Below are 18,737 nucleotides of genomic sequence, written 5' to 3'. Positions count from 1 at the left end.
AGTTCGTAGAAAGAAATAGCGCCCTCTCGGCTATTTTATAGCGCGCATACTGGGGTGCGGCATTATCACCCTCCCCGTTCGGCTGCCGCTCTTTTCGTCTATCGGTTATCATGCCGTTCGTATCGCACGCCGGGAGCCCCCATGCATCAGCCCTTACCCCTCTCTACCCCCAACCGCAACCTAGTGCGACTGACTATTGTACGCGGCATCACGTGGACTGGTTTTCTTGGGGCGATCATTTTCGGGATCGAAGTACTGAGCTTTCAGCTACATGTAATGCCCGTCATCCTGGTCATCATCGCCATGGGGTTGGTTAACGTCGCCACTTGGTGGCGATTGGGCCGCCCCAGGGCCGTGACTGACATCGAATACCTCGTGCATCTGTTGATAGATGTGGTTGGCTTGAGCCTCTTGTTTTACTATACGGGCGGATCTACCAATCCCTTCATCACCTACTACCTCGTCCCGGTAACCATCGCCGCAGCAACACTACCCTGGCGTTTCGCCTGGGTCATCGCCGCCGCCTCCCTGGCCAGTTACACCACCATGATGCTGTTCTACGAACCCGTTCCACAGTTAAGCAACGGATTCGTGGGTACCGGTATTCGTTTGCATATCATCGGCATGTGGCTGAACTTCAGCCTTTCCGCTGGTCTCGTGACATTTTTTATCTTCAAGATGGCGCACGCACTGCGGCGGCGGGACCTCACACTCTCGCGTACCCGCGAGACGGCATTGCGCAATGAGCAAGTCCTCGCTGTGGCCACACAGGCCGCCGGCACCGCCCACGAACTGGGCACGCCATTGTCCACCATGGCAGTGCTACTCAGCGAAATGCGACAGGAAGCACGCGACAACACGCCGCTCGTGGAGGACATCGATTTATTGCGACAGCAAGTCGACACCTGCAAGGCACGCCTACAGACGCTCGTGGCCAATGCCGATAGACGACGCTTGGCCAAGCCTGAGATCGTCGCCGCCGAGACATGGCTACGCGATGTTCTGCAACGCTGGCTGGTATTGCGTCCCGACGTGAGTCATCGCATCGATATACAAGGCAAGCGAGGCATTCCCTATATCGCCACCGACACCACGCTCGAGCAAGCGATCATGAACCTGCTCAACAACGCGGCTGACGCCAATCCCATGGATATTTCCATCTTGCTCGACTGGACGCAGGATGACGTCATCATCGACATCCGCGACCATGGCCCCGGTGTCTCGATGAATATTGCCGACCAGTTGGGCGAAACATTCATTTCGACCAAGAGCAAAGGCATGGGCATCGGCCTATTTCTGACCCATGCTACGATCAATCGCTTCGGCGGTGGCGTCAGTCTCTACAATCACGAAGAAGGCGGCACGCTTACCGAGGTCAAGCTGCCACGGGCGACAGCAGGCAACCCTGCCTGAAAGCGACGGAGGACATCATGTCAGCAGATGCTGAACGGCTATTGATCATCGACGATGACGAACAGTTTTGCTTCGTCATGGCACGTGCCATGCGGCGGCGGGGGTTCGAAGTCTCGACCGCCATGACCGAAGAAGAAGCGCTGGCCAGCCTGCGGCAAGCGCCACCCCATATGGCAACGCTCGACCTGAAGCTGGAACACTCTTCGGGACTCAAACTGCTTCCCGAACTGCTGGCACTGGCCCCGGCGTGCCGCGTTGTCGTGCTGACAGGCTATTCGAGCATCGCGACTGCGGTAGAAGCCATCAAACTGGGGGCCGTCAATTATCTGTGCAAGCCAGCCGATGCCGACGAGATCCTAACGTCTCTGGAACGAGAAGGCGGCGATCCCGATATCGACATCGCCGATAGCCCGCCTTCCGTGAATCGAGTGACCTGGGAGCATATCCAGAAAGTGTTGCAGGAACACGATGGCAATATCTCCGCGACCGCACGCGCACTGGGGATGCACCGTCGAACGCTGCAGCGCAAACTGCAAAAGCGCCCCGTGAGGCGCTAGTCAGCATCGCCGTTACTGCTACTGCGCGGTCCACCCGAGGTCCATGCTCCAGCATGCCCCGGTCACCGCGCCGGCCTTCTCCGACGCCAGGTAACTGACCAATGCCGCCACTTCGTCGGGCTCGATGAGGCGCTTGATGGCGACGTTTTTCAGCATTATTTCCTCAATCACCTGCTGCTCGTCCATACCATTGAGACGCGCCTGGTCAGCGATCTGGCCTTCCACCAAAGGCGTGCGTACGTAAGCAGGACAAAGGGCATTGACCGTGATCCCCATCTCGCCGCCTTCTAGAGCCGCCGTTCGCGTCAGCCCCACCAAACCATGCTTCGCGCTGACATAGGCCGCCTTGCCCGGAGACGCGACGCTGGCATGGATCGACGCCATGTTGATGATCCGCCCCCATTGGCCTTGACACATATGGGGCCATACCGCTTGCGTCAACAAGAAAGGAGCCGTCAACATAAGATCGATGATCTGACGCCATTTTGCCTCAGGGAAATCTTGCAGCGCTTCCACATGCTGAATGCCCGCATTATTGACCAGTATATCGACGTGGCCGAAACGCTTGATGGCCTCCGTCACCGAACCACGGCATGCATCCGGGTCGGTGAGATCTGCCTGATAGAAGACGGCACCCGCCGCTTCTGCGATATCCACACCTTGCGGATTGGCATCCACCGCCAATACCTGCAATCCCTCTTGGCAAAACTGTTTGACCACCGCCTCACCGATACCGCTGGAACTGCCGGTGACGATCGCGACACGTGGATGACCCAATGTGGAAGGGGCTACCATGGCACTCTCCTCGATAAAGAGACGAACTAAACTCAGCATAAGACGTGCATTGCGACATATGCCAGCATGGCGCATCACTTACGCCATGCGGCAGGCCTGTTAGACTAAAGCTAACATTGAGTACTGGCAGCAACGCATTGACCCGAGGAGACCGCATGGAGCCTTCCCAACGGCTTGCTGAAGCCGAACGTATCGCACGGCTAGCAGGAGAACGCATCGTGGCGGCGCGCGAGTCGCAAGCGTTTCAGCAACGCTACAAAAGCGGTGACGAACTCGTGACAGATGCCGATGTCGAAATCGATCGGCTCATCGCGTCCGAGCTCGATGCCCATTTTCAGGATGATGCGCGTCTCACGGAGGAAATTTCTCCAGACCGCGATGTGCTCGAAGACAATGACGCCGTATGGATTGTCGACCCCATCGACGGCACGGTGAATTTTGCCTATGGACACCCTCATGTCGCGGTGTCCATCGCCTGGGCGTCGGAGGGCAAGATACGCGTGGGCGTCGTTCATGCGCCCTTCCTGGGAGAAACGTTCACGGCACTACGCGGTGAAGGCGCCTGGCTGAACGGCGAGCCCATTCAGGCCAGCAACGCGAGCGAGTTGCCCCGTAGCTTGATCGCCACAGGATTCCCCTATCGCCGCGATGCGCGTGCTCCCTTGTTTCGCCGCCTCGCAGGTGTACTGACCAGTTGTCGCGACATCCGCCGCAATGGATCGGCTGCACTGGATCTATGTCACGTCGCTTGCGGCCGTCTCGATGCGTATTATGAGAGTGTCTCGCCTTGGGATTTTGCCGCTGGCTTGTTGATCGCGCGTGAAGCAGGTGCCAAGACAGGGCATCTCTATCAGTGCCCCGACCGCATCCCGTCCGAACTGTATGGAGAGAACATACTGGTGGGTGCGCCGAGGATATACGACGCGTTGCGCGATATCCTCTTGAAGGCCGACGACGACCGGCTCGACGAGATCGAGGCACAAAATTGATTTGCCATAGAACACCCCAATAGCGTGTGTAGCAAGACTCTATTGGCACCTCATGAGCGATTCCGGAAAAATGGACACCAAGTTCATGGCATACAAATCCCTTAAATCAAGGAGAACCCTATGTTGGCAGTGATTTTCGGCCGTCCTGGCTGCCCTTTCTGCGTACGTGCTAAAGAGCTCGCCGAGAAGCTCAGCGAAGCGCGCGACGATTTCGGCTTCCGTTATATCGACATTCACGAAGAAGGCATTACCAAAGCCGATATGGAAAAGACCATCGGCAAGCCCGTCGAAACGGTACCGCAAATCTTCATCGATCATACTCATATCGGTGGCTTCACTGAGTTCGACCAACACGTTCGCGATAATGAACTGATGCCCGCGACTCAGAGCTAACGATCCCCTCAGCGCCAACCCCCATGTTACAGGTGTTGGCGCTACCGCCCTTTTGCCAGCCTTCCGCAAACACGCGATAGAGCGTTGAATCTGCATCCGCCCGCGCAATGAGAAAGCACTATACTCAATGCATTGCGACAGGAGGCGAGGTGTCAGTCATGCAACGCGATGAATTCCTGCAGCAACTTTGGCTCGACTATATTCATTGTCATCCCGATATAGGGGCCCTATCGCTCTGGCCGCTCGAGCAGCGCGCCGAGTATTACGTGCTAGTGACACTCAACCGTGTTCCTTACCAAGCACAACGCTTGCTTCCGGCGCTTTACCATTTCGGCTATCGGCGCGTTAGTCGCCACGCCATGGCTGATCGAGGCATACTGGCGAATGTGCTAAGCCCAGGCAATGACGATGCATGGCTTATACTCATAGAGCTGCAACTGGACACCCTGACACAAGCACCACGCCAGCAATTGGAAGCGCTCGTCAATCGATCTCATCCACAAGACAGCTGCGGCCAGAACCTTCTTTCTCGAGGCCGCCCCTGGCCAATGCCCGATTGGGCGACTTACCAGAAATTGCATGAGGCCCATCCACTTGCCGCTTGGTTGGCCATCATGGGCCCTCGCATGCATCACGTCGGCTTCGACTGTCAGCGCTCAGGACACGATATCGCCGAATACACCGACGTGATTGCCGAGGCGGGATTGAAACCGGGAGATCAGACACACGCGCTTCTCCCCATCTCTCCTTTGCTCGACCATCGCTACTATGCCTGCTGTACGCAGCGAGCGGTATTCGCCGCCGGTGATGAACATCGCGTTACTACCGGTGGCCTTGCATTGGTACAAAAGCGGCTTTCCGGTACCCGCGAGCGCGCGGCAGAATTGTTGTTGCCGCAACACACGCGCTGTGAGCTTAGTGCCTAGAAAGCTTGCTCAGCGTGCCTCTTCTTCCGCTTCCGGCTGTGGCTCACTGCGGTCATACGCCGCCCAATCGTCGTCGTAGGAAGGCTCGAAATCGAACTCGAACTGCTGAGGCTCGAAACGTGGGTCTAGCTCACTGAGATAATGCGTCGACTCCACCATCGGCACGGCTGCCACATACGGCTCTTGCTCCACCTCCGGAGAAACGCCCTTAGAGCCATGGAGTCTCACCATAACGAACATCGACAATGCCAGCGCAGCACCGCCAAGGAATAGCCATAGCCCATCGGGACCGGTCACTTCCATAATCACGGAAGCGCTATAAGGCCCGATAACCGAGCCAATGCCATACCAAATCAACAGTTTGGCATTGGCTTGAATGGTTTCTTCGGGTTCGAGCCAATCGTTGGTGTGCGACAGGCTCAAGGAATAGAGCGTGTGCAGCATCGCGGTGTGAAAACAAGCCACCACCAGCAGCACCCAGAAGTCGAACTTCGCTGCCAACGAGATCATGACTCCAGATACCGCCATCACCAAGGCCATGCAGAGGATCACCTTGCGACGATCAAGACGGTCGGAGATGCGTCCCAGCGTCCATTGGGCCACCAGTGCCACCAGGGTGGTAATCGCCATGAACTGCGCCGTTTGCGCGGTCGAAAGGCCAATCTCCTGTCCATAGTAGGGTGTCATCGCAAAAAAGGACTGAACCATCAGCCCCGCCGTGAAGGCACCAACCAGCCCGACCGGCGCGCGGCGATACAATTCTCGCAGCGAGATCTTGCTGGAAACCTCATGCGACGAGCGCGTTGGACCATTTATCCGGTAGATCGATAACGGCACCAGCGACAGCGTAAATAAGATTCCCGAGACCGAAAACAGCACGAATGTCGCCGGGTCGGCAACATTGAGCAGCCACTGGCCGACCGCCAGAGACGAGGTCGAGATGACCAAGTACCATCCCAACACGCGTCCCCGGTTATCGTTCGTCGACTCACCCGAAACCCATGACTCCATGACCATCAGCAAGCCCGCAGTCGCCGCACCACCGAACAGGCGCCACACCAACCACGCCCAGGGATCCACCCACAACCCATGCAGCATCGCCGTCACCGCCAGCACGGCCGCACAAGCCGCAAAAACGCGAATATGTCCTACCGTGCGGATGCGCTTCTCGATCACATAACTCCCGATCACGAAACCCAACGAGAAGCTCGACATCAACAAGCCCGCCATCTGCGAGGGAAATCCCTCCAGCGACATACGCACCCCAAGCAAGGTCATGATCAAGCCATGGCCGAGCAGGAAACTGATTTCACTGAGAAATAGAATGGGCAAGGTTGCGGGCAGGCTGCGCAAATCGACCTCCTGGCGATATGACATATGGGTTTGGCATGCCTCCTGAGACACGCCCTGAGAATGTGTCGGGCAAGCGCGCTATTCTACCTGCTAGCACGCATGACGACATCCACTCCTCCCTGGATATCGCTGACCCTCCGTCCAGCATAGAAGATCAGATATACCCCCTTCGGAAGATGAGAAAAACCATCCACAAAAACTGTGGATAACACTGTGCATGAGCGATGTCGAAGCCGCCATTCCGGCTTGTCGTTTCCCACCTCACCTTGGATTGGTCAGATTTTCATCATCTCTTTGTCATCATGACGCCGAACGCCTATGCGCGCTTTCGCACTCCCCCTTTCGTCGAGTGGACAGCACGCTACCGACTTGTTTTTAATACCATCATGGTGCAATGCAACATCGCCGCGCAGCTTCCCCATGCCGCTTCATATGACGTCGACCTGAAGACAGGTGGCGGCATAGATGACCCGGAGGTCACATGACCACGCCCCTTTGGGAGCCGTCGACGACGGCCATACAAAGCACGCAAATGTACGCGCTGATGCAGCGCATCGACCGCGAGCACGGCACATCGCTGACGGACTACGAGGCACTGCATGCGTGGAGCGTCGAGCATCTAGACGCTTTCTGGGAACTCCTGTGGGATGAGTTCGACATCATCGCCGAGCGGCGCGGCGATGACGTTCTGGTACGCCCCGATGCCATGCCCGGAGCGCGCTGGTTCCCGCAAGCACGCTTGAATTATGCCGCCAACATGTTGCGCCGGCGTGACGCACACCCCGCCTTGATCGTTCGCGATGAACGCCTGCGGCGACGCGTCATCAGCTATGCCGAGCTATACGATAGCGTTGCCAAGCTGGCCCATGCGCTCAAGGCCAGCGGGGTCACAGAAGGCGATCGCGTCGTGGGCTTCGTGCCCAACAGCGAACATGCCATCATCGCCTTGCTTGCGTCGGCCAGCCTCGGTGCGGTGTGGTCCTCCTGCTCGCCGGAATTCGGATTCAGCGGTGTATTGGATCGCTTTGGGCAAATAGCCCCTAAAGTATTGATCGCCACCGATGGCTATACCTGGAACGGCAAGGCCATCGATACTCGGGAGCGCATCGCCGGTATCGCCAATGCCATTGAATCGCTCAAGCATGTCGTCGTCTTTCCTTTCCTCGAAGACGCGCCGGCTCTCGATGATATCCCCCGCGCCATCGCCTGGGCCGACTACCTGGATAACAACGCCAGCGAGATCGACTTCCAGTCACTGCCCTTCGAACACCCGCTTTATATTCTGTACTCCTCGGGCACCACGGGTGCCCCCAAGTGCATCATCCACTCGGCGGGCGGCACCCTGTTGCAGCATCTCAAGGAGCACCGTCTGCATACCGATATCGACGCCGACGATGTCTTCTTCTATTACACCACCTGCGGCTGGATGATGTGGAACTGGTTGGTGTCGGGGCTCGGCTCAGGCGCCACGCTGTTGCTCTACGATGGGTCCCCGTTTGCGCCACACCCCGACACCCTATGGCAAATCACCAGCGATGAGGGCGTCACGGTCTTCGGCACCAGCGCCAAGTACCTCTCGGCCTGTGAAAAGGAAGGCTTGGCACCCGGCAAGCAAGTGGATCTTTCACGGCTGCGCGCACTGCTCTCCACCGGCTCGGCCTTGCCTCATGAGTCGTTCGATTACGTCTATGCCGAAATCAAACGCGACCTCATGCTGGCCTCGATCTCCGGGGGAACGGATATCGTGTCCTGCTTCGCACTGGGGTGTCCGATCCGCCCTGTCTACCGTGGCGAACTGCAATGTCGCGGGCTCGGCATGGCCGTCGACGTTTTCGATGATCATGGCCAGAGCATCACTGGCGACAAAGGGGAGCTCGTCTGTAAACGTCCCTTCCCCTGCATGCCCACCGGCTTCTGGAACGATCCAGACGGGGAGCGTTATCGCGACGCTTACTTTTCGACTTTCCCAGGCATCTGGGCGCATGGCGACTACGCCGAACTAACACACCACGGCGGCGTCATCATCCACGGGCGCTCGGATGCCGTTCTCAACCCTGGCGGCGTGCGCATCGGCACCGCCGAGATCTACCGGCAAGTCGAAAAGGTAGACGGCGTGCTCGAATCGCTATGTATCGGCCAAACCTGGCAGAACGACGTGCGCGTGGTCCTTTTCGTGCGCATGCGCCCCCATGTCGTGCTCGACGAAGCCAAGTGCGACGAAATACGCCGCACGGTACGCCAGCATACGACCCCGCGACACGTCCCCGCGAAGATCATCGCCGTGGAGGACATCCCCCGCACGCTGTCGGGCAAGATCGTCGAAGTCGCCGTGCGCAACGTCGTCCATGGCGAGCCCGTCAAGAATCGCGATGCGCTTGCTAACCCTGAAGCCCTTGAGCTTTTCGTCGACCTTCCTGCGCTCGCCGAGTGATACGCATGCCATCGCCATGTCCGAGACTGGGCAGCCGCTACACGATCCAGTAGCATAAGTTGCCAAGTCATTGAAGGAGAACGGCATGGCGACCCTCAAGGGGCTGACAAGCGTGCTGTTGCTGATCGCCAATACGCTGTTCTGGGGTGTGCCACTTTATCTGCTGACACTCCTCAAGCTCGTGACGCCGACGCGGCGTTTGCGCCTACGCGTACTGGCGGGACTCAACGCCATCGCCCTAGCCTGGATCGCCACCAACAACTGGTGGATTCGTCATTGGGTCAAGCCAAACATCACCGCGCACTTACCCGAGGGTCTGTCTCCCAGCCAGTGGTGGCTGGTCATCGCCAACCATCGCAGTTGGACGGACATCTTCATCATGCAGTACGTGCTGTACGGACGGACCTCGATGCCCAAATTTTTTCTCAAGCGTGAGCTGATCTTCATCCCGGTCATCGGCCTCGCCTGGTGGGCACTCGAATTCCCCTTCATGCGTCGCTATGCACGCAGCGAGCTGACCCAGCGGCCAAAGCTGGCAGAACGCGACCGACGCGAGACGCAACGCATGTGCGAGCGGGCACGGGAAATGCCGATGACGATTTACAATTTCGTGGAAGGTACGCGCTTCACCCCCGCCAAGCGCGATCGGCAAGCGAGCCCGTTTCAGCACCTGCTGCGTCCCAAGGCCGGCGGCACCGCACAGGTCATACATCTAATGGGTGATCGTCTGAGCGGCATTCTCGACATCACGCTTCATTATCGCCACGCGGCCCCAAACTTTTGGCATTTCCTTTGTGGCCGCGAAATCCCTATCCACATGGAGGCACGCCGACTCAACGTGCCCACCTGGATGAGCAATGGCGACTATCATCTGGACCCGCACTACAAGGAACGCTTCCATTCATGGCTGAACGCGCTATGGGAGGAAAAGGATCGTGCGCTCGCATCGTTCCCCTCCTTCTCTTTGTCTTGATACTCGCCGGCTGCGCTGGCGGACCTGGCGCCGGTGGCTATCGTGGCGGCAATATCGCTGGCAACTGGGTCTCCATACAGCGTGGCGACACGCTAGGGCAAATCGCCAAGCAAGCAGGTGTTCCACTGCTGCGCTTGCAGCGGTTCAACCCCGGCGCCGATGCGCGCCGACTGGCCATTGGCCAACGCATTCTAGTGCCCACCCATCGCGAACGTGCGCCAGGAGGAGGCCCCTATCGCTATCAAGTGCGCCCGGGTGACACCTATTCGAGTATTGCCAAGCGCTTTGGCAGCAGCGCGCAAAACCTCCAAGCGGCAAACCCCAAGTTTTCGGCCAACACCCTGGATGTCGGCCAGTTGGTCAAGGTGCCACTGGGTGGCGCTGCACGAAAAGCCAGTGTATCGACCACCAAGGCATCTTCATCGACCGCGTCCAAGCCTGCAGCGCGCAGCCGTACGCTCCCCGATCCAGGTGCGTTGCCCAGTAGCGCTCACACATGGCACTGGCCGCTCAAGCAATATGAAGTCGCACGTGCCTACGGCACCGATTCGCGCGGCACCCTCCAGCCGATGTTGCTCTCGACCTCCGCTGATACCCAGGCACTTGCCGTTGCCGACGGCACCGTTCGCTTTGCCGATAGTATGCGGCAGTTGGGGCGTGTGGTGATCATTCACCATCGCGACAATATGCAAAGCGTTTATGCGCTCTGCGAGCGCCTACTCGTCGAAGATGGCGACGAGGTAAAACAAGGCACACCCGTTTGCGATGTCGGTTACCGACACGACACGGAGCGCTATGACCTGCTGTTCGATATCCGCCATGGCGGAAAACCCATTGACCCTAAACAGGTGCTACGCTAGACAAGAAGTAGAAATATCGGGCCCATCAACAACACGCTAATCCGGGTTGACGACATCGTATCGTCACAATGATGTCGCACTGCCGTCATCAGGATGCTTGAACCTGACAGCGTCTTGATATGCCACGGAGGTGCATCATGCGAGTCGCATTGGTCAGTGAAACCTGGGCCCCCGAGATCAACGGTGTGGCACACACGCTTGGGCATTTGGCCCATCACCTCGCCACGCGCCACGTCAATCTGCAGCTGGTGCGCCCTCGGCCCCGACAAGGCGGCCGAGAAGGTCGCGCCGAGCGGGACATGCAAGTTCGTGCATTTTCTCTACCTGGTTACGCCGATGTGAATGTCGGCTCACCTGATTGGCGGCGTTTAGCGCGTCTGTGGCAAGAGTCACGCCCCGATGTCGTCTACATTGCGACCGAGGGCCCGCTTGGCTGGGCTGCGCTGGCCACGGCGCGCCATTTATCGATTCCCGTCGTCGGCGGTTTCCACACCAATTTCGACCAATACGCGGCGAACTATCATTTGCGGTGGGCCACCGGCATCGTCAGTGCGGGCTTGCGCTACTTCCACAATCGTTGCCAGATGACGCTTGTGCCTACCCGTGCTCAGGCCGAGCGTTTATATCAACGTGGTTTCCAGCGAGTGAACGTCTTGGGGCGCGGCATCGACGCTCAACGTTTTTCTCCAGAACGCCGCGACGCCCAACTAAGGAATCAATGGGGCGCCGATAAAGGCGACCCCGTCGTGCTCTACGCAGGACGCCTGGCCGCCGAAAAGAACATGCCGCTGCTGGTACGCACGCTACGCGCGTTGCAAGAGGCACACCCGACGCTGCGTACCGTGCTAGTCGGTGATGGCCCCGAAAGGCAGCACCTGGAACACCAGCTTCCTGAGGCGATTTTCACCGGCTTTCTCAGCGGAGAAAATCTCGCACGCCACTACGCTAGCGCGGACATGTTCCTGTTCCCATCGCACTCGGAGACCTACGGCAATGTGGTCCCCGAAGCCATGGCCAGCGGACTTCCCGTCGTCGCTTTCGACCAAGCCGCCGCGAGTGAACTAATAGAGGATGGACGCGAAGGCCGCTTGATCGACGCGACGGACAATGACGCCTTTGTTCACGCCGCCGTGGAGCTTTGCCTGAATTCGGGCACTCGAATCCATGCCGGCATCGCGGCTAGAGAAAAAGTCGCCGACCAGGGCTGGCATATCATCGGCGAACGCTTCTTGACGTATTTGATCATGGCGACGCAGGAGACTCCGTATGCGATCTCGTCCCCCGGTCACGTTTGAGCGTCTGGACTCTTTCGAACGCGATGTCGTCGCGGGGGCAAGCTGAGTTTCGCCATCGCCCAAATGGAGCTTTGAGGTGTAACTTATGAGCAATGCTTCCCGGTTTTGGACTAGATGGCTATAAAGGAAAAACCTCGAATTTAATTCGAGGTTTTTAAGATAACGGTATAAAAAGAAGGCTTTTAACCGCGATAATACTTGGCCTGCACGAACGGCATTCGCGACACCTGCATGGGCAGGCGCTTGCCACGGACATCGGCATACAACGTCGTTTCCAACGCCGCAAATTCGATATCGACATACCCCATGGCGACCGGCTTACCCAGGGTCGGCCCGAAACTGCCCGAAGTCACGCAGCCCACATGGCGATCTTCGGCGCTATAAAGCTGAGTACCTTCTCGCACCGGCGCTCGTCCTTCGCCCAGTAAACCGACACGCTTACGGGTAATCCGCTTGGTATCGATCTGCGGCAGAATGACATCGGCCCCCGGGAAGCCCCCTTCTCGTTCGCCTCCGATGCGCCGGGGCTTGCCCACGGCCCAAATAAGGCTCGCCTCGGCGGGCGTCGTCTTTGCATCCAGGTCATGGCCGTACAAGCACAGCCCGGCTTCCAGGCGCAGTGAGTCGCGTGCGCCCAGACCGATGGGCTCGACTTCGGGCTGCTTGAGCAACCACGTCGCCAGACGCTCGGCGGCATCCACGGGCACGGATATCTCGAAACCGTCCTCGCCGGTATAACCGCTACGGCTAACCCACAACAAACTATCGAGCGCCTCGAATTGACCATGATGCATGAACACTAGATCACAGGCCTCGGGGCACAGACGCGCCATCACATCTTTGGCTTGCGGCCCCTGCAACGCCAGCAAGGCGCGGTCCAGCACCTCCACCTGATGCTCGGCGTCGAGCCCGATACGCAGGTGCGCCACGTCTTGGTCCTTACAGGCCGCATTGACGACGACATAAAGATCCTCACCGCGATTGACGATCATCAGATCATCTAGCAGACCGCCTTCATTGCCGGTGAAGAGCGCATAACGTTGCATCCCCGTCGGCAACCCGACGATATCCGCCGGCACTAGCGTTTCGATGGCACGCGCCGGTGACGGTCCCGAAACGATGAGCTGTCCCATATGCGATACGTCGAACAGACCGCACGCATGACGGGTATGCTCATGCTCTTTTTTGACACCCAAGGCGTATTGCACCGGCATGTTGTAACCGGCAAAGGGCACCATCTTAGCGCCGTGCGAGACATGCACGTCATACAGCGGCGTCTGGTGAAGGTCGTCGGACATCGTCGCTTCCTCGTCATTATCCGTGAAGGGGCGACGATCGCCGCCCCAAGACAGCTCAGCGTTTATCGTCCAAGTCTTCGCCCGGCAGGACGGTCTTGCCGGCAAAGTGATCATTGGTGAGCTTGAAGACCACCGGCGACAGCAGGGCCAGCGCGATCAGGTTGGGGATCGCCATCATGGCATTGAAGACACTGGCCATCAGCCAGACGAACTCCAGTGGCGCGACGGCTCCGGCGAGAATCGCCAGAATATACACCACCCGGTAGATCTTGATCGACGCGACACCGAACAGATACTCGAAGCACTTTTCACCGTAGAAGGCCCAGCCGAGGATGGTGGTGAAGGCGAACACGGCCAACGCGAAGGACACCACATACTGACCGACACCCGGGAGTGCGCCATCGAAGGCCATCGCGGTCAACGCGGCGCCGGTCTCACCGGATGTCCACTCGGTGCTGGTCAAGATCGCCAACGCAGTGACCGAGCACACGATGATGGTATCGATGAACGTCCCCAGCATTGCCACCAGCCCTTGGCGTACGGGGTTCTTGGTCTGTGCCGCAGCATGGGCAATTGGCGCACTCCCCAGCCCCGCTTCGTTGGAAAACACGCCCCGCGCCACACCATATTGAATCGCCTTGGCCACGGCGGCACCCGCAAAACCACCAGCGGCGGATACCGGTGTAAAGGCATGGCCGAAAATCAGCCCCAGCGCGGTACCAACGTGATCCATGTTGATAAACAGCACCAGCAAACCGCAGACGATATAAGCGATCGCCATGATCGGCACCAGCTTGCCAGCCACCTTGGCAATACGCTTGATCCCGCCGAGAATCACGGCACCCGCCAACACCATGATGATCACACCGGTCAGCCAATGCGGCATGCCGATCGATTCGCTGAGACCATCGGCGACCGAGTTGGACTGCACGGTATTGCCAATCCCGAAGGCAGCCACAGCACCGAAAAACGCAAACAAGCCACCCAGCCAGCCCCATTTCTTACCCAGACCATTGCGGATGTAATACATCGGCCCACCGACGTGATCGCCCGCCGCATCGACTTCGCGATAACGAACCGCCAGCACCGCCTCAGAGAACTTGGTCGCCATGCCCACCAAGGCCGTGATCCACATCCAGAACACGGCTCCGGGGCCACCCAGGAAGATGGCGGTAGCGACACCCGCGATATTACCGGTACCCACGGTGGCCGAAAGCGACGTCATCAGCGCATTGAACGGGGAAATCTCACCCTCATTCTCATCGCCCTTTTCGGCTTTTCGCCCTTTCCAGAGCAGGCTGAAGCCCGCTCCCAGCTTGCGAATGGGCAGCAACTTGAGTCCCAGTTGCAAATAGACGCCCACCCCCAGCAACAAGATGAGCATCAAGGGGCCCCATACGACATCATTGATGGCGCTGAATACCGCGTTGAGTGTTTCCACGAGATGTCCTCCCAGACATTTGTTGTTATACAGCGAAGAGTATGCGCTATCGTCGACGGCGTTACGTCCAGAAGATAAACGCCAAACCATTCCGACTCTAGCGGATTGGCTTGCCATTTCTCCATACCCGCCACGCGAAATAGCGCTTTAGGGCTTACTGGCAGCAAACGCATTGATGGCTCGCTCGGTCATGCAGGCAAGACACGAGCGCAACAAGTTTCTTATTAGAAACGGAGGCTAATCGCTGCCCTCGTGCTTGGCAACCCAAAGACGTGACGACTCCCCTTTCGTACAACGCACATAGACCTCGGTATATGCACCTGAATGAGTTGCCTACCGCGCAACGAAAGTTCCATTGAGTTCTTTTCGCGCCTCTCTTGGGCCAGCGTAAGGCCCGGGCGACAGACGGTATGGCTTTTTGCTGGACGCTCGCCGCTATCCTGTCCACCCTTACTAGACGGTCGAGCCGAATGGCATGAAGAAATGCATGATGACGATGCCAAGGGCGAATCAATGAGGCATAATGGCACTCATATTCCCCAAATCAGAAAATCTTTTCGTATAGGAAAATCACGATGAGTCACATCCCTGCCAACCTTCGCTATACCGACAGTCACGAATGGGTCCTCGACAACAACGACGGCACCGTCACGATCGGTATCACCGATCACGCCCAAGAATCCCTGGGAGACGTCGTCTTCGTGGAGCTCCCCGACACGGGCCGGCAACTCGACGCCGGCGAAGAGTTCGGTGTCATCGAATCCGTCAAGGCCGCTTCCGACCTTTACCTCCCGTTGAGCGGTGAAATCGTTGCCGTCAACGAGTCGCTCGAAGACTCTCCCGAAGCGGTCAATGATCACCCCTACGAGGACGGCTGGATCATCAAGCTCAAACTCGCCGAGCCCGACGCGCTCGATGCGTTGCTCGATGCCACTGCCTACGACGCACTCGTCAGCGCCGAGGAAGGCTGACGCGTCTCGCACGTTGCACTTGTCCTGTTCTGCCGGCGGCATCCTAGTGACGTGTCGCCGCTTCGTGTCGAATCGGGCTCGACCGCCCGCCACCGCTTGAGGGTTTCATGGCAAACGACAATCGCAGCCTGGCCGAATTGGCCAATCACGACGACTTCTTGACGCGCCATAATGGGCCTGACGAGGACGATGTCCAGCACATGCTGGCGACCTTGGATCTTCCCGATACCGAGTCGCTGATGGCCAAGACGCTTCCTGGCGATATTCGCCTGGATCGTAACCTGTCTCTCGAAGAGCCCCGTGGCGAAGCGGAAGCGCTTACCTATCTCAAGCAGTTGGCACGCCAGAACAAGACCTTCAAGAACTACATCGGCCAAGGCTACTATCCCACGCATCTGCCGGCCGTCATCCAGCGCAACGTACTCGAGAACCCCGGTTGGTACACCGCTTACACGCCCTATCAGCCGGAAATCGCCCAAGGGCGCCTGGAAGGCTTGTTGAACTTCCAGCAAGTGGTCATGGACCTGACCGGCATGCCGATCGCCAATGCGTCCCTGCTCGACGAAGCGACAGCTGCCGCTGAAGCCATGGCCCTGTGCCGTCGCGCCAACAAGAAGGCCAAGAGCGAGCGCTTCTTCGTGGCTGACGATGTGCTGCCCCAGACGCTCGATGTCCTGCGTACCCGTGCCGCCTATTTCGGTTTCGAGCTCATCGTCGCGCCCGCCGAGACTTTGGCCGATCACGATGTTTTCGGGGCATTGCTGCAATATCCAGGGGCTACCGGCGAAGTACGCGATATCTCGGCGCAGCTCGAAGCGGCCCGGCAACAACGCATCATGACCTGCGTCGCCACTGACCTGATGAGCCTGGTACTACTCAAGGAACCTGGCGCGCTGGGCGCGGACATCGTCGTGGGCAGCTCCCAGCGTTTCGGTGTTCCCATGGGCTACGGTGGGCCACATGCGGCGTTTTTTGCCGCTAGCGACGCCCTCAAGCGTTCGCTTCCCGGACGCATCATCGGTGTTTCCAAGGACAGCCGCGGTCAACGCGCCTTACGCATGGCCATGCAAACGCGCGAGCAGCATATTCGCCGCGAGAAGGCGACCTCCAATATCTGCACCGCGCAGGCATTGCTCGCCAACATCGCCGGCTTCTATGCGGTTTATCATGGCGCCGAAGGGCTGCGCACCATCGCCACGCGGATCCATCGCCTCACGACCATTCTCGCCGAAGGGCTCAAGCACCACGGCGTGACACTCGCCCACGACAGTTGGTTCGACACGCTCACGCTTTCAGGGCTCGACCACGGCCAAGTGCATGGCCGCAGCCTGGCGCATGAAATCAACCTGCGTTACGACACCGATGGCCATATCGGCATCAGCCTCGATGAGACCACCACGGCGGCAGATGTCGCCACACTGTTCGACGTGTTGCTGGGAGACGAGCATGGACTGTCGGTGCGTGAGCTCGATCATCACGTCCAGGCACAGGGCATGACCGGTATCCCCGCCGCTTGCGCCCGGGAAAGCGACTTCCTCAGCCACCCCACGTTCCGGCGTTACCGCAGCGAAACCGAAATGCTGCGTTACTTGAAGCGTCTCGAAAACAAGGATCTATCGCTTACCCATGCCATGATCCCCTTGGGCTCATGCACCATGAAGCTCAATGCCACCAGCGAGATGATCCCCATCAGTTGGCCGGAATTCGCCAATATCCATCCCTTCGCGCCGCAGGACCAGGTCGCCGGTTACAAGCAGATGATCGACGAGCTCTCGGCGTTTCTCGTCGAGATCACTGGCTACGACACGATTTCCATGCAGCCCAACTCCGGTGCACAGGGCGAGTACGCGGGCCTGATCGCCATTCGGCGCTACCAGAAATCACAGGGCCAGGGCCATCGCGATATCTGCCTGATACCGAGCTCGGCCCACGGCACCAATCCGGCCTCTGCCGCCATGGCGCAGATGAAAGTCGTCGTCGTCGAATGCGATAGCGATGGCAACATCGACATCGACGACCTGCGCACCAAGGCCGACAAGCACCGCGACGCGCTATCGGCGATCATGCTCACCTATCCGTCGACACATGGGGTTTTCGAGGAAAGTGTCAGCGAAGCCTGCCGTATCGTGCATGACAACGGTGGCCAGGTGTATATCGACGGGGCCAACATGAACGCCCAGGTCGGACTCTGCAGGCCAGGGGATTTCGGCGGCGACGTATCGCACCTCAACCTGCACAAGACGTTCTGCATTCCACATGGCGGCGGCGGCCCCGGCATGGGCCCCATCGGGGTCAAGGCGCATCTGGCCGCGTTCGTGCCTAATCACGTCATCACGCCCCTGCCGGGTGTCGAGACGGACGCTGGCGCGGTCTCGGCGGCAGCCTACGGCTCGGCGTCAATCCTGCCGATCTCCTGGGCCTATATCAAAATGATGGGCGGGCGCGGCATGAAGCTCGCCACGGAGCTGGCAATACTCCACGCCAACTACATCGCCAAGCGTCTCGAAGCGCACTACCCGGTGCTTTATAAAGGGCGCAACGGCACCGTCGCCCATGAATGCATCTTGGATGTCCGCTCTCTCAAGACAGCTTCCGGCATCAGCGAGGAAGACATCGCCAAACGCTTGATGGATTACGGTTTTCACGCCCCGACGATGTCTTTCCCCGTGGCCGGCACCTTGATGGTCGAGCCAACCGAATCGGAGTCGCGCTATGAAATCGACCGCTTCTGCGATGCCATGATCGCCATTCGCGACGAAATTAGGCGCGTGGAAAGCGGTGAGTGGCCGGCGGATAACAATCCCTTGTCCATGGCGCCACATACGCAGGCGGACTTGATGGCCGACGACTGGGATCGGCCGTATTCGCGTGCGCTGGGCGCCTTCCCCACCGAGGCCACCAAGGCCGCGAAATACTGGCCGACGGTCAATCGCGTCGACAACGTTCATGGCGATCGTAACCTCATCTGCAGCTGCCCGCCCATCGAGGCATATCGCGACGGCGACTGAACGCGATTAACGCCCACGACGCCACACGCAAAAC

16 protein-coding genes are annotated in these 18,737 nt (G+C 58.8%); 12 read left to right on the top strand and 4 right to left on the bottom strand.

What is annotated here, in order from left to right:
* The first annotated feature begins 141 nt into the window (after positions 1–141).
* Positions 142–1,413: an ATP-binding protein gene (locus tag L1071_RS13305; RefSeq protein WP_246975667.1), complete on the top strand. Its 1,272-nt coding sequence runs from the start codon at positions 142–144 to the stop codon at positions 1,411–1,413.
* A 17-nt stretch (positions 1,414–1,430) separates the two neighbouring features.
* Complete coding sequence (locus tag L1071_RS13300) at positions 1,431–1,970, top strand: response regulator transcription factor (RefSeq protein ID WP_246975665.1); 540 nt, start codon at positions 1,431–1,433, stop codon at positions 1,968–1,970.
* Between the two features lie 18 nt (positions 1,971–1,988).
* Here the strand turns inward: L1071_RS13300 and L1071_RS13295 are convergent, their stop codons facing one another.
* Positions 1,989–2,765, bottom strand: a complete 777-nt coding sequence (locus L1071_RS13295) for a 3-hydroxybutyrate dehydrogenase (protein ID WP_246975663.1) — start codon at positions 2,763–2,765, stop codon at positions 1,989–1,991.
* A 155-nt stretch (positions 2,766–2,920) separates the two neighbouring features.
* On the opposite strand from L1071_RS13295, the gene L1071_RS13290 reads away from it, so the two are divergent.
* The 3 genes from L1071_RS13290 (at position 2,921) to L1071_RS13280 (ending at position 5,073) form a co-directional block, all read left to right on the top strand.
* On the top strand, positions 2,921–3,754 hold the full coding sequence (locus tag L1071_RS13290) for an inositol monophosphatase family protein (RefSeq protein ID WP_246975661.1): 834 nt from the start codon (positions 2,921–2,923) through the stop codon (positions 3,752–3,754).
* Between the two features lie 120 nt (positions 3,755–3,874).
* Entirely contained in the window at positions 3,875–4,147 is a 273-nt protein-coding gene (locus L1071_RS13285; RefSeq protein WP_246975659.1) for a GrxA family glutaredoxin, read from the top strand.
* A 158-nt stretch (positions 4,148–4,305) separates the two neighbouring features.
* Positions 4,306–5,073, top strand: a complete 768-nt coding sequence (locus tag L1071_RS13280) for a VOC family protein (RefSeq protein ID WP_246975657.1) — start codon at positions 4,306–4,308, stop codon at positions 5,071–5,073.
* Between the two features lie 9 nt (positions 5,074–5,082).
* Here the strand turns inward: L1071_RS13280 and L1071_RS13275 are convergent, their stop codons facing one another.
* A complete protein-coding gene (locus L1071_RS13275; RefSeq protein WP_246975655.1) occupies positions 5,083–6,450 on the bottom strand; it encodes an MFS transporter in 1,368 nt (455 codons plus the stop codon).
* A 200-nt stretch (positions 6,451–6,650) separates the two neighbouring features.
* On the opposite strand from L1071_RS13275, the gene L1071_RS13270 reads away from it, so the two are divergent.
* The 5 genes from L1071_RS13270 to L1071_RS13250 all read left to right on the top strand — a co-directional run bounded on the left by L1071_RS13270 (position 6,651) and on the right by L1071_RS13250 (position 11,985).
* On the top strand, positions 6,651–6,911 hold the full coding sequence (locus L1071_RS13270) for a hypothetical protein (protein ID WP_246975653.1): 261 nt from the start codon (positions 6,651–6,653) through the stop codon (positions 6,909–6,911).
* A complete protein-coding gene (locus tag L1071_RS13265) occupies positions 6,908–8,857 on the top strand; it encodes an acetoacetate--CoA ligase (protein WP_246975651.1) in 1,950 nt (649 codons plus the stop codon). Before L1071_RS13270 ends, L1071_RS13265 begins: the two co-directional genes overlap by 4 nt.
* 85 nt (positions 8,858–8,942) lie before the next feature.
* Complete coding sequence (locus L1071_RS13260) at positions 8,943–9,830, top strand: 1-acylglycerol-3-phosphate O-acyltransferase, YihG family (protein ID WP_246975649.1); 888 nt, start codon at positions 8,943–8,945, stop codon at positions 9,828–9,830.
* Positions 9,761–10,690, top strand: coding sequence for a M23 family metallopeptidase (locus L1071_RS13255; protein WP_246975647.1), 930 nt, complete (start codon positions 9,761–9,763; stop codon positions 10,688–10,690). Before L1071_RS13260 ends, L1071_RS13255 begins: the two co-directional genes overlap by 70 nt.
* Positions 10,691–10,827: 137 nt before the next feature.
* Positions 10,828–11,985 (top strand): glycosyltransferase family 4 protein, encoded by a 1,158-nt coding sequence (locus L1071_RS13250; protein WP_246975645.1) that lies wholly within the window; start codon positions 10,828–10,830, stop codon positions 11,983–11,985.
* Positions 11,986–12,167: 182 nt separating this feature from the next.
* Here the strand turns inward: L1071_RS13250 and gcvT are convergent, their stop codons facing one another.
* Positions 12,168–13,283, bottom strand: coding sequence for a glycine cleavage system aminomethyltransferase GcvT (gcvT, locus tag L1071_RS13245; RefSeq protein ID WP_246975644.1), 1,116 nt, complete (start codon positions 13,281–13,283; stop codon positions 12,168–12,170).
* Between the two features lie 55 nt (positions 13,284–13,338).
* Entirely contained in the window at positions 13,339–14,724 is a 1,386-nt protein-coding gene (locus L1071_RS13240; protein WP_246975642.1) for an alanine/glycine:cation symporter family protein, read from the bottom strand.
* A 575-nt stretch (positions 14,725–15,299) separates the two neighbouring features.
* Between L1071_RS13240 and gcvH the strand changes: the two genes are divergently transcribed.
* Together gcvH and gcvP are read left to right on the top strand one after the other, a co-directional pair.
* Positions 15,300–15,695 (top strand): glycine cleavage system protein GcvH, encoded by a 396-nt coding sequence (gene gcvH / locus L1071_RS13235; RefSeq protein WP_246975640.1) that lies wholly within the window; start codon positions 15,300–15,302, stop codon positions 15,693–15,695.
* A 107-nt stretch (positions 15,696–15,802) separates the two neighbouring features.
* Complete coding sequence (gene gcvP, locus L1071_RS13230) at positions 15,803–18,703, top strand: aminomethyl-transferring glycine dehydrogenase (protein WP_246975638.1); 2,901 nt, start codon at positions 15,803–15,805, stop codon at positions 18,701–18,703.
* Positions 18,704–18,737 lie beyond the last annotated feature (34 nt).

This window comes from Chromohalobacter sarecensis (assembly GCF_023061135.1).
GTDB lineage: Bacteria > Pseudomonadota > Gammaproteobacteria > Pseudomonadales > Halomonadaceae > Chromohalobacter > Chromohalobacter sarecensis.
This window is presented reverse-complemented; position numbering and strand designations above follow the sequence as displayed.